General features: G+C 46.1%; 10 protein-coding genes. 4 read left to right on the top strand and 6 right to left on the bottom strand.

Features of this window, described 5'->3' with window-relative positions; translation table 11 throughout:
• Positions 1 to 21: 21 nt before the first annotated feature.
• The 5 genes from FW759_RS07070 to FW759_RS07050 form a co-directional block, all read right to left on the bottom strand.
• Positions 22 to 786: an MOSC domain-containing protein gene (locus FW759_RS07070; RefSeq protein ID WP_446442561.1), complete on the bottom strand. Its 765-nt coding sequence runs from the start codon at positions 784 to 786 to the stop codon at positions 22 to 24.
• A 197-nt stretch (positions 787 to 983) separates the two neighbouring features.
• Positions 984 to 1,397 (bottom strand): ribosome silencing factor, encoded by a 414-nt coding sequence (gene rsfS, locus FW759_RS07065; RefSeq protein ID WP_062843658.1) that lies wholly within the window; start codon positions 1,395 to 1,397, stop codon positions 984 to 986.
• 129 nt (positions 1,398 to 1,526) lie between these two features.
• A complete protein-coding gene (locus FW759_RS07060; RefSeq protein ID WP_446442560.1) occupies positions 1,527 to 2,429 on the bottom strand; it encodes a nicotinate-nicotinamide nucleotide adenylyltransferase in 903 nt (300 codons plus the stop codon).
• A gap of 342 nt (positions 2,430 to 2,771) precedes the next feature.
• The gene (gene pta / locus FW759_RS07055; protein ID WP_443529987.1) at positions 2,772 to 4,919 is read right to left on the bottom strand and encodes a phosphate acetyltransferase; all 2,148 of its coding nucleotides are present in this window, start codon (positions 4,917 to 4,919) and stop codon (positions 2,772 to 2,774) included.
• 145 nt (positions 4,920 to 5,064) lie between these two features.
• A complete protein-coding gene (locus tag FW759_RS07050) occupies positions 5,065 to 6,297 on the bottom strand; it encodes an acetate/propionate family kinase (RefSeq protein WP_446442559.1) in 1,233 nt (410 codons plus the stop codon).
• 685 nt (positions 6,298 to 6,982) lie between these two features.
• Here FW759_RS07050 and FW759_RS07045 point away from each other — a divergent pair.
• From FW759_RS07045 to FW759_RS07030, 4 genes are all read left to right on the top strand, one after another.
• A complete protein-coding gene (locus tag FW759_RS07045) occupies positions 6,983 to 7,309 on the top strand; it encodes an LptM family lipoprotein (protein WP_446442558.1) in 327 nt (108 codons plus the stop codon).
• A gap of 120 nt (positions 7,310 to 7,429) precedes the next feature.
• Positions 7,430 to 8,782, top strand: a complete 1,353-nt coding sequence (lysA, locus tag FW759_RS07040; protein WP_446442557.1) for a diaminopimelate decarboxylase — start codon at positions 7,430 to 7,432, stop codon at positions 8,780 to 8,782.
• Between the two features lie 318 nt (positions 8,783 to 9,100).
• A complete protein-coding gene (dapF, locus tag FW759_RS07035; RefSeq protein ID WP_095569223.1) occupies positions 9,101 to 9,988 on the top strand; it encodes a diaminopimelate epimerase in 888 nt (295 codons plus the stop codon).
• 209 nt (positions 9,989 to 10,197) lie between these two features.
• Positions 10,198 to 11,220 (top strand): tyrosine recombinase XerC, encoded by a 1,023-nt coding sequence (locus tag FW759_RS07030; RefSeq protein WP_062843665.1) that lies wholly within the window; start codon positions 10,198 to 10,200, stop codon positions 11,218 to 11,220.
• A gap of 184 nt (positions 11,221 to 11,404) precedes the next feature.
• On the opposite strand, the gene FW759_RS07025 is transcribed toward FW759_RS07030, so the two are convergent.
• A complete protein-coding gene (locus tag FW759_RS07025; protein ID WP_446442556.1) occupies positions 11,405 to 12,301 on the bottom strand; it encodes a nitrilase-related carbon-nitrogen hydrolase in 897 nt (298 codons plus the stop codon).
• Positions 12,302 to 12,317: the final 16 nt, after the last annotated feature.

Genomic DNA, 12,317 nt, shown 5'->3' with positions numbered 1-12,317 from the left:
TTAAGTCCTATAACATTTAAACTAACCTTTCCGAATCTTCTTTGCCAACACTTTCTTCCAACTGTCTTCCAAACATTCAATCTCAAGCCACGGCTCAATCACCTCAGCGTCAAACTTCTCTTTTGAATTAGACAATTGCCAAAGTTTTTCTAACGTAGCAAATGGATAGGGACGTTCGATTAAATACACAGGTAAGTCCGCGTTAATCATGCCATCACGTACCACTTGAAAATACCAACCCGAAATGCCTTGCTTACTGACCCAAGATGCAATATTTGGCACTTTGGTGAATTGGCCAATTTGGTCATTGATCTTGTAGCATGGGCGGCGTGGTTGGACGATACGCAGCTGCACACTATCTTCACCGTTTATCTTGTCTTCGCCATATTGAAAAACGTCGCCGATACAGACGGTAGGCTCGGTCATCTCAGGCAGCCCATTGACGGCTTCGGTCGTAAGGTTTTCGCCCAGTGTACCGACGTGTACCTTTAGACCAAACTCAGCATTAATCTTGTCATAAGTCGCAGGTGCTAGCTGATGCACCGCTTTTAATGGGCCGCCATGATGTTTGCGATCGGCTTGCTCGTCGGTGGTCAAGCCCATAAAGTTGACGGCGACAGGCGCATCGATTGGATATTTATCAATGGCGCTCATCTCTTCACGAGTGAAAGGCATGGCTTTGCCAGCGCGGACACAGATGAGAGTGGCGATATGCAAAGGCAAGGGTTGGTTAAAATCAAGGTTAGTGTTTTCTTGTACGTATGTTTCGGTTGATTCTATGCGCATTGGGGTTCCTAACGGCTGGTCATTTTTTAGGCAAATACGATTGGATGATTGTCATCATCTTAGCGTAATCATAGACAGCTTTCAGCTTATTTATACCATGTGTATTTATAAAGCTATTTTGAACAGTCACCCATAAAAAAAGACCAGAATCAATCTCTGGTCTTTTTAAGGCAATAAATATATCGAACTCAATACACTTATTTGTTTTTGTTGCGACGGCCTGCGGTTTTCTTTTCACGCGGGGTTGCAACCAGCTCAGCCAACTGATCAGGTGATGACCATAAGCCTTCTAAGTCATAGAACTCACGGGCTTGTGGTGTCATCATGTGCACAACAACGGCACCCAAATCAATCAATGTCCAGTCAGAGTCGATACCGCCTTCACGGCCAAGTGGCATAAAGCCAGATTTTTTGGCTTCAGCACCGACGCTATCGGCCATGGCGCGCACGTGACGCTTCGACGTACCATCAGCGATGACGATGTGTTCCATAACGTCAGTCAAATCTGCTACATCCATTACAGTGATGTTTTTCGCTTTCATATCGTTCAGCGCACTGTCTACAAGGGTCAAACACTCTTTTATGCGTTCTTCAGTCATGGTATTGGTCATAAATTTTAATCTCTTGAATCGTAAATATGTAAAATAAAAGGTAAAGCATTAATAGGGATTGTCTAAATGACCATTTGTCGCCAGCCGTATGTACAGACAAATGGGCAAAATGACAAAGATAAGGCGATTTTAACGGAATTGAGCAGCAGAATATAGCTGATGGGCGATAATATAGTGATAAACAGCCGGATTTAGCCATTTAGGTAACGGATTGGTGGCAGTATGGCTCATGATATCATTTATTGGTGGTATAGAGGTCATTTGCCTGTCGGCTGCTTGCATTATATTCAATCGATCTTGCACAGACTGTAGCTGCTCGCGCATTTGAGTGCTCGACACGGCTGCAACAGGCCGCGCGTCTATATAAATATGGCCTTGATGCGTGCTTTTCAAGCCAGTATTCGTCGCAAGCGCTTTAGTAATGGGCATGACTAGTTCTGTCGGTGTGCCAACGACTAATGATTGTAGCGGTACGGGCAGTTTGGTTTGAATGGTGTCTGTGTTCGGTATATTGTCTGGGTCTGGCAGAATGTCATTATCCATATCATCTTTATCAAAGATGCGACTTACATGACTGCGACTAAAGATCCAGAGATTGACATGATTCGTCAGCGCCAGCCCTTCTTTCCAATGCGGCAAGCTCAGCGCGCTGTCCATACCAATAATAAAGATCAAACTGTCATGTGGATAGCGCTCCCTTAACGTACGTACACTATCGATGGTATAAACAGGCGGCGTTTGCCATAGCTCAAGCTCATCAATCTGAATGGGTGTCTCTAGGGTCGCCAGCTTTAACATCGCTAGACGATGGTGAGGGTCTGTGCTTTTTTGTTTAAATGGGGAACGTGAGTTTGGCAATAATGACACATGCAGGTCGCGCTGCTGCCCCTCCGCTATCGGTAACAAGCGCTCATACACGTACATGGCCATTTGTATATGACCTTGATGCACAGGATCGAACGAGCCGCCCAAGTAAGCACGAATGGCAGGCCTAGAGGTTTTATCATCGAGACTGTCAGTGGTATTTGGCATAGTTTGGTACAGATATGGTTTGGCACGGATAGGGAAGCAAAAAGGCGAAACAGAAAAGCGCTATTGTAAAGGGCGCAGCAGCATCTGTCATTAAAAGCCCTCAAAAGTCATCAAAAATGACCAATAAAAAACCGACCATCATGACGACAGTCGGTAATATCAAGTCTGGTTTTTAATCAGCATAATAAAACTAAAAATAATACGATATGGCTGAGATGGATTTTTCAAAGCTTCTGTCACGCTTGCGAACAGGCAGCGAAGAAAAATTCATCTCAGTAGTACAGCGTTACTTATGCATTACTCTTATTTATCATTAACCAGATAGCAATTAAGCTGTAGCGATCAAATCTCATCGCTATAAGCTTGGATGGCAGTGAGTGCGATGGTATAAATAATATCATCGACCAAGGCGCCACGTGACAAGTCGTTCACAGGCTTGTTCAATCCTTGCAACATGGGGCCAACACTGACGACATTGGCACTACGTTGTACGGCTTTATAAGTGGTGTTACCTGTGTTGAGATCGGGGAAAATAAAGACGTTGGCTTGTCCAGCAACCGGTGAGTCTGGCGCTTTTTGTTTGCCGACGCTCATGACTGAGGCGGCATCATACTGTAGTGGGCCATCGACCTTTAGGTCTGGTGCGCGCTCACGCACGATTTGAGTGGCACGAGTGACTTTTTCGACATCTGCGCCCGCACCTGATGAGCCAGTAGAGTAGCTGATCATTGCAACTTTTGGATCAATACCGAAGGCCGCAGCCGATTGCGCGGACTGAATAGCAATCTCAGCCAGCTCTTCTGCGGTTGGATCGGGATTGATGGCGCAGTCACCATAAACGACCACTTGCTCAGGCAACAGCATAAAGAAGATGGATGATACCAAAGAGTATTGCGGTGCTGTCTTAATCAACTGAAACGCTGGGCGTACGGTGTTGGCAGTGGTATGAATCGCTCCAGAGACCAAGCCGTCGACTTCGTCCATCTGTAGCATGGTCGTACCCAAATACACTGTATCTTTGAGATATTCAGCAGCGACATCTTCGCTGGTTTTGCCTTTACGGCGCTCGACGACGGCAGCAATATATTTGCTCATATCGAGATCATCAGGATCGATAATCTCTAACCCTTCTGGAATGACCAAATCACGATTTTTGGCCACTTGTTCAACGTCGCTACGCTTTGCAAGTAGCACACAATTGGCGATACCGCGACTCTGACAGATACAGGCGGCCTCGACAGTGCGCGGCTCAGACCCTTCTGGCAAGACGATACGTTTTTTGGCCGTTTGTGCTTTTTTGACCACTTGATGACGAAAGGCAGAAGGAGACAAGCGTCGCTCATAATCGCGGCTGAAATACTCTTTAATCCAGTCCAAGTTTAGATGCGCTGCCACGTAACGTGCCACTTCTTCCGCACGTTCGGTGTCATCACTTGGAATCTCAGAACTCATGTGTACTAAGCTCTGTACGGTCTCATAACTGTCATCTTCCACACTCATGACAGGGATCCCCGTCTTGAGCGCTGATTGCCACAATTCCGCAACGGTCGCACTTGGCTCAACGCCGCCTGTTAAAACCAAACCTGCCAGCGGGATGCCATTGATACAGGCCAAGCCAGCTGCCAGTAGTAAATCATCACGATCACCAGGGACGACGATTAAAGTGCCACGTTTGAATACCTCGTCGACGCGAGCAACGGAGCGAGCAGTTAAGCTAATACGGTTAATGCGGCGCGTTTTTGCTTCACCCACATTGAGCCATTTGGCATCAAGTTCAGTGGCGATGTCCCACGTACGCGGCACAGAGAGTGAGTCACTAAAAGGCACCACACCGATCAAGCGAAAGGCATCAGTGTCAAAGTGGGGGGACAAGCGTTTTACTTCTTGCATGAACGAGTCATCCAAGTGTACGACAGCTTCACCGGGTGCGACCGGCTGGGTCTCAAAAGTATTGGGTACGTCTTGTACCCGCATTAAAATCACCCCAAGGGTACGCGCAGTGGCAATACCACCAAACTCACGAGCATGAACATCAAGTTTGTCAGCCAGATAGGCAGGATTGCTGGTATCAGCCGTACTGACGAAGATGATTTTGGCATCTAATGCATGAGCAATGGCACGGTTGATTTGTGAGGCGTAAGACGTCTCAGTGGTTGGTACTAGTCCTTCACAGATAACGACGTCATGACCATCACCGATGGTGTGATAATTGATGACCACTTCTTCCATCAGATCATCAAGGTTACCATCACCAATCATGCGCTCAACGCGCTGACGGCTGATGGATTTGGGCGGTTTTAGCCCAAAAGCGTGCATGGTTAAAGCACTTGAGCTGTCCAAGCTGCGCTGCTTATCAAGTGTGTCATCTTGCAAAAACGGTTTCATAAAGCCAGCTTTGATACCGTTGTAGTCAAAAGCACGAATCAGTCCAAGCGCGGCTGACGTGACACCGATACCGCGACTAATGGGAACAAGTAAAATGGTTTGCATAGTGTATCCTACGGTTTATTATATTTTTAAGGCTCAATTCATCCTTGCCACAATGTGTAAAACAATGCATCAAACACAGCGCTTCTCATCATATGATTTACCAAAAGCGCAGGTTTTAAAAACAATAAAACGATCGAAGCGAATCTTAAATTAAGTCTAGCGCTTCACGCGTCTCTTGAGCAATGCGACCTTCTTCATCGGTTGGTATGACCCATAGCTCAAGGCTACTATCGCTACTGTGGAAGCTGCCTTCATTACCGCCGACCAAGTTTGCATTCTTATCAGCATCGACCTTAATACCAAAATGACGCATCACTTCTAAAATGCGCGTACGTGTGCTGACCGAGTTTTCTCCAATACCGCCAGTAAAGACGATACCAGTAAATTCAGGCAACGCACAGCTCAAGCTGGCAAGATATTTACCCACGCGGTAACAGAACATCTCGATAGCAAGCTGGGCGTCTTTGTGACCTTCTTTGGCGGCTTGCTCAACGGTACGCAAGTCATTCGATAATCCTGAAATACCCAGCAGACCGCTTTCTTTATTGAGCATGGTATCGATGTCTTCTAAACTCATACCCAGCTGGCGCTTTAGATGAATATGTAAGCTTGGATCGACATCGCCGCTGCGCGTACCCATCATAAGGCCTTCAAGTGGCGTCAAGCCCATGCTGGTATCAAGACTCTTGCCATCATAGACCGCAGTCGCTGAACAGCCATTACCCAAATGCGCGGTCAGCCAACCATGTGTGCCGCTTGCATCGGTGATATCACTTGCGCGCTCTGAGACGTAAGCGTGAGACGTACCATGAAAGCCGTAACGACGGATTTTATGCTCTTCGTACAGGTTTTTTGGTAGCGGATAGCGAAAGGCAACAGGAGGCATGGTCTGGTGAAACGCAGTATCAAAAACGACGACTTGTGGAATATCAGGGTAAATGGCTTGAACGGCTTCAATACCCAAAGCGTGGGCAGGATTATGTAGCGGTGCCAATACTTTTAGACGCTTGACTTCGCTAAGGACATGGTCATCGACACGTACCGCTTCAGAGTATTCACGGCCTCCATGAACCACGCGATGACCGACCGCGATGAAGTGGTACTGCTCTAATAGCTCAAGAATTTTTTGTAGGGCGAACTTATGATTACCACCTGGTATTGAGATTTCAAGCTTCTCGCCGTTTAAAGTGGTGTGTTTGATACGGGCGGTATCGAGTCCTAAGTTTTCGGCCAGACCTGTGATACGAGTCGCATTGTCATCACTAATCAGTGCGTATTTAATGGAAGAAGAACCACAGTTGAGGACTAAAGTAGGGTTGGTTAGGGTTGATGTTTCAGTATTTTTGTCATCAAAAGTGCTGGTTAGACTTGCGCTCATACTCTATCCTTAGATTATATTTTTATAAAGATATTCATTCGTGATGAATACCGGTTCAATAAACAAAAACCAGCCACATCCCTGCTGATATACCAATGGCAATGATATCGCTGATTTCAATCACACTTGGGCTGACTCTACTGATGAGAGCGGGTTCAGTCATGTTATTGCCTTACCCTAGCTCTATAGTGATAGCCACAAGGCTGACCATAATGTACCATATTTTTGGGGCTATACCATGATAACTATGAGGATTGGCACCTAAGATGTATACACATCGATAACAACTGTACACCGATTGTGGTTAGGGCTGATCAGAGACAATCAGAGAAAATGACACTTAATAAAAATTGTAAGAAAGTTTTTCCAAGTATTAGCCAAAGCATCTTTAGCTATGAACATAACCAATAGTATTTAGTAAAAAATTGTTTACTATATTAAAATTTATCGTTTGTCAGGTTGAGTAAGTATCTAACCAAATTTATTGCCAGTTGTATTCAGTATCAGCATCGCTTTATGTAATAATGCTATGATTTAAAGCAGTCCTATTGCTCATAGTAGCAATGGACTGCCCCTATATGTCAGTGCTCACTTGTTATAGTGTGATTGGCACTTGATATTGTTTTCTCTATCATACGTTTTTTAACATACTTACACCGCTGTAAGGTCACAGGTTGCCTACTTTATGCTTACTATCCGCCGCACTTCAAAAACCGAGTATGCCAATATGATTACCTTCAGTCGCCGTGCCGTCTCAACGCTTATCATCAGTAGTGTTACGATACTGGGTGTATCAGGCTGCGGACAAAAAGGGGAGTTGTATTTGGCAAATGCTGATGGCCAATCAGCGCAGAGTAGCACTGCTGTGTTGGACAGTACCAGTCATCCACAAGATGCCGCCTTTGCTGGTATCGATGATGACAGTTCTAATAACTCTAATAACGTACCCAATACGCAAAACGCGCAGGATTTTGAGCTACCAGAACCGAGTACTGATCCCAACGACTATTAATGCCAATTAAGATTTTTTATTAAAAAGCGTGCTTATGACGACATATCTTTGTCTAATACGCCCTTGTCCCTTTCTTAGCTTCATTTTCATTTGATACCCGATTATATTAGAGATGTTTATATGAGTCATTCTGAGTTACCTATTGGCGAATCTGTCACTACCCAAACAGAGCAAGGATTGTATGTCGATCCCAAGGCTTTAACCAATCACTTGCCAGCCTTGCAGTATCGTGATGAGGCGCTGTATATGGAGCAAGTCAGTATTGAGAGCATTGCCAAACAGTATGGCACGCCATGCTATGTCTACTCAAAACAGGCCATATTGGATGTTTATCAAGCTTATACCGACAGCTTTGCCAGTCTCGATCATCAGATATGCTATGCCGTCAAAGCCAACTCCAATCTGGCAGTGCTGAGCGTATTGGCACAAGCAGGTGCAGGGTTTGACATCGTCTCACGTGGTGAGCTGATGCGTGTGGTAGCGGCAGGGGCCGAGGCGTCACGCGTGGTATTTTCAGGCGTGGGAAAAACGTATGGTGATATCGAGTATGCGCTGACCCAAGGCATTGGCTGCTTCAATGTCGAATCTATCAGTGAGCTGACCCTCATCAATGAGGTGGCAAAGACACTTGATAAGCCTGCATCAATCTCATTACGCGTCAATCCAAACGTGGATGCTAAGACTCATCCTTATATCTCGACGGGATTAAAAGACAATAAATTTGGTATCACGCACGAAGATGCGCTTGCAGTTTATCAACAGGCAGCAGCAATGTCTCATATCGATATTGTCGGTATCGATTGCCACATTGGCTCACAGTTAACGGAAGTTGAGCCATTTGTCGCCGCTCTGGACAAAGTCATTGAGTTGATACATAGCCTACGGGAGCATGGTATTGAGCTGCGCCACATTGATTTGGGCGGTGGCTTGGGCGTGCGTTATATTGATGAAACCCCTGTGTCTATTGAAGAATTCGCAGCAGCATTACTGCCAAAATTGAGCGAGCTTGGTTTAACGGTGTTCTTTGAGCCGGGTCGTAGTATCGTTGCCAATGCTGGCGTGCTCTTAACCCAAGTCGATGTGCTCAAGCCAACTGAGCATAAGAATTTCGCTATTGTCGATGCAGCGATGAATGATTTGATTCGCCCAGCGTTATATCAAGCAGAAATGGCAGTCATTCCAAACGTATTGCCTGATGCTGGTCTTGATACCAATGGAACAAAAGCATGGGATATCGTTGGGGCGATTTGTGAAACGGGCGATTTTTTGGCAAAAGACCGTCTGTTATTCCTAGCGAAAGGGGATATCTTAGCAATTACGGGTGCAGGTGCTTATGGATTCACCATGAGTAGCAATTACAACTCGCGTCCACGTGCAAGCGAAGTGATGGTGTCAGAGGATCGTCATCAACTGATCCGCAAACGTGAGACGATTGAATCCTTGTATGCCGATGAAGTTTTGTGGCAAGACTAAAGAGTAGTAAAGCGCAGTATTCAGAACCGCTAAAAAACCCATTGTGATAACAGCAATGGGTTTTTTTATGGGCGAATTTGAGAGGAATTGACGCTGCAACGAGGAAAGTCGTGCTATAGCTAACGGCTTAAATGTCTCACAAAATAAATATAAACCGCCATATGAGCCGTATTAAAGAGTGCGATGATGTCAAACATAGGTTTGAGAGACGGTACAACGCTGAGATAACTGGACATTTGATAGCAGTGATAATTATGATTGTATCTGACAGCGTGCTAATATAAGGCATACATAAAAATAGGATAGGATATCAAGGGTATGCTAATAGAATTCACTAAGATGCATGGTCTGGGCAACGATTTTATGGTCATTGATTTGGTGACCCAACGCTTAGAATTAACCAAGGATTTGGTACAGTTATTGGGAGATCGTCATTTAGGCATTGGTTTTGATCAGCTACTCGTGGTCGAGCCACCGATGCGCCCTGACGTTGACTTTAGCTATCGCATCTTTAATACCGACGGTACAGAGGTTGAGCAGTGCGGCAATGGGGCGCGTTGTTTTGCCCGTTTTGTTCAAGCACGTAAGCTGTCATTCAAACAGCGCCTTCGTGTTGAGACTGCAAGTGGCATTATCTCTTTGACGACCGACCGCTATGGCTGGGTCGAAGTCGATATGGGCAAGCCCAAATTTGAGCCAAATGAGATTCCGTTTACACCAAGAGCCACCACAAAAATCCAAAATGCCTATCATTTGGATGTCAATGGTACGCCAGTGCAGCTCTATGTTGCCAACATGGGCAACCCACATGCGGTGATCAAAGTCGATGACGTACTCGATGCCGATGTCGAAACACTGGGCAAAGCCATTGAGTCGCATCCTGCGTTTCCAGATCGCGTCAATGTCGGGTTTATGCAAGTGATGAATCAGCGTCATATTCGTCTGCGTGTTTATGAGCGCGGTGTTGGTGAGACACAAGCTTGTGGAACGGGCGCTTGTGCCGCTGTTGCCGTCGGTATACGTGAAGGCTGGCTTGATGAAGGCGAAGATGTGCGCGCGCAGCTCTATGGCGGCAGTATGATTATCAGATGGCAGCCAGGATACTCAGTCATGATGACTGGCCCAACAGCCTTTGTCTACGAGGGTGTGTTTAGCCCAGATGGGCTAATGGCACAAGCAGGTCTCAAACCTCACTCAGAAGAGTAGGCACTTATCATCAATGATAAGCTGCACGTAGTCAGGTCAATATAAAAAAGGTATAGCGAAATTGGCATAAGGTTTTTGTCGCCTCTGTCGGAAGAGGCACAGCACGCAAGAAAAATTGATGCCAGTCTTGCGTATTGACGTAACGTATCTATTTTATTTAGCATCGACTATACACTGATGATCGAGCCAACGCTAAGGCAGGTTTTTATATGGTGATGTCCAATCAAGACGAGCAATCTACGAACGCAGCGCCATGGCTATCAGCCGAGCTGGCCGCTGCGGTAGAGCTGGATACCGCACTACAAGAGCTACTATCGCCTGTCCACCGTTGGCTCAATACATTATCAGTGCGTAACCATTCGCCGCATACGCTAACGGCTTATTTTGCTGGACTCAATCAGTTGGCACTGTTTTTGCGCGGTAAGCGCTTGTCATGGACACGCTGTGATAAGCGTCAATTGGCACAACATATCGGCCATCGTCTAGATGAGGATAAGTTGGCACTGGCTAGTGTGCAACAAGAGCTATCGGCTATTCGTCATTTTTATGGTTGGTTGATTGAAGAGAATTTGGCACGTATCAATCCAACCACAGGTTATCAGTTAAAGCGTAGCCCGAGACCGTTGCCGTCTATCGCGGATGTGGATTTATTGACGCAGCTGCTCGATCAAGACATGCCTGACACGCCCGAGCAAGCCCGTTTATGGTTACGCGATAAAGCCATGTTTGAGTTGCTTTATAGCAGTGGACTACGCGTTGGTGAGTTGGTCGCACTTGATATGGCAGATGTAGATTTATCTGATTTACGGGTGAGAGTCACGGGTAAGGGTAATAAAACGCGCTTGGTGCCTTTGGGCGCCAAGGCCGCACAAGCCATCATGCGCTATCTGCCGCACCGTGATTTATGGGTAGAGCAACAAGATAGGGCGTTGTTCATCAGCGAAAAACTGGGAACCCGCTTATCGACGCGTGCCGTGCAACAACGATTAAAGGTGGCGGCGACTCGTGCTGGCATTGCGCAAAACCTATATCCACATTTACTGCGTCATTGCTTTGCCTCACACATGCTATCAGGCAGTGGCGACTTGCGTGCAGTTCAAGAAATGCTTGGGCACAGTGATATCAGTACCACGCAAATTTATACCCATGTTGATTTTGCTAAATTGACACAGGTCTATGACCGCGCTCATCCGCGAGCGACGCACGCACAAAATGAGAGCGAGAGTCTTTAAGCTTACTTATATAACTTTACATCTATAGTGAGTTCAGTATAAAAGTGATACAGCGGGACTGAAATGCGTTTTTCGCAGCCTCTGTCTGCGTAGGCACAGCAAGCAAGAAAAATGTATACCAGTGCCGAGTTGGAGTACAACGTATCTGTTTTATTTGGAGTCGACTGTACTTATATAAACAGTCTTATGCCAAACGATGGCAATCAAAAATAGGCAGTTTTTGTCGACCTTGTACTTGTGCTTGCTGATCAAATGCAGCCATAACAATGGCATAATTCTTATTGTCTTTAGTATTGTCTTGATTCAACTTGCTATCATCATAACTGTCTACAATGGTGCCGTCATAAGCGCTAATCGCTGTGTGCCCCCATGTCTGACGAATGTTGCCGCCTTTATAAATATGGTCACCGCCCTGAGCGGCGCCAATCACCATACACTGGCTGTCTAAGGCACGCGCGCGCAATAACAGCGACCAGTGCGCTTGACCTGTCAAGTAGGTAAAGGCTGACGGAGCACTCAATAAGTCTGCACCTGCCTGACGCAGACGCTGCGCTAATGCAGGAAAGCGCAGATCAAAGCACACCATCATACCCAGTTGATAGACCACGTCATTGATTTCAAGTGGTGTGACCATCGTTTGCGTGCCTGGCTCAAATGTTGCCGCCTCATTGTAATTACCTTGCTTGTCAGCCACGGTTGCCGTGAACAAATGAATTTTGTCATAGCGCGCCACGCGTGTGCCATCAGGGGCGAATAGCTGACTAACCTGTCTTAGCCGACTGTTAGGAACCAGCATGCCATCAGGACGGTAAGTGCAGGGTAGCGAACCTATCAGCACATAGACATTGTAAGTACTGGCATAATGGGCTATCGTCGCTGACAGCTCATCGAACCGCTCTGCAGTGGCAAACTGCTCACCCATGCTACAGCAGTTTTCAGGTAAGATAATAAGCTGTGCACCTTGAGTACACGCATCAGCAATAGCGGCTTTTATATCTGCTAGGTTTTTTTCGATATCTTGCTGACTATTCATTTGAATGGCCGCCGTGATAAATGGATGGTTATTTGCTTTATTATTCATAGTATTGTTCTCAGCT

It is taken from the genome of Psychrobacter sp. 1176_08, from assembly GCF_052850615.1.
This window is presented reverse-complemented; position numbering and strand designations above follow the sequence as displayed.

What these genes read in the sequence shown, in the direction of transcription:
- FW759_RS07070 (WP_446442561.1), bottom strand. Translation starts at nt 786, where the DNA reads ATGCGCATAGAATCAACCGAAACATACGTACAAGAAAACACTAACCTT.
- rsfS (WP_062843658.1), bottom strand. Translation starts at nt 1,397, where the DNA reads ATGACCAATACCATGACTGAAGAACGCATAAAAGAGTGTTTGACCCTT.
- FW759_RS07060 (WP_446442560.1), bottom strand. Translation starts at nt 2,429, where the DNA reads ATGCCAAATACCACTGACAGTCTCGATGATAAAACCTCTAGGCCTGCC.
- pta (WP_443529987.1), bottom strand. Translation starts at nt 4,919, where the DNA reads ATGCAAACCATTTTACTTGTTCCCATTAGTCGCGGTATCGGTGTCACG.
- FW759_RS07050 (WP_446442559.1), bottom strand. Translation starts at nt 6,297, where the DNA reads ATGAGCGCAAGTCTAACCAGCACTTTTGATGACAAAAATACTGAAACA.
- FW759_RS07045 (WP_446442558.1), top strand. Translation starts at nt 6,983, where the DNA reads ATGCTTACTATCCGCCGCACTTCAAAAACCGAGTATGCCAATATGATT.
- lysA (WP_446442557.1), top strand. Translation starts at nt 7,430, where the DNA reads ATGAGTCATTCTGAGTTACCTATTGGCGAATCTGTCACTACCCAAACA.
- dapF (WP_095569223.1), top strand. Translation starts at nt 9,101, where the DNA reads ATGCTAATAGAATTCACTAAGATGCATGGTCTGGGCAACGATTTTATG.
- FW759_RS07030 (WP_062843665.1), top strand. Translation starts at nt 10,198, where the DNA reads ATGGTGATGTCCAATCAAGACGAGCAATCTACGAACGCAGCGCCATGG.
- FW759_RS07025 (WP_446442556.1), bottom strand. Translation starts at nt 12,301, where the DNA reads ATGAATAATAAAGCAAATAACCATCCATTTATCACGGCGGCCATTCAA.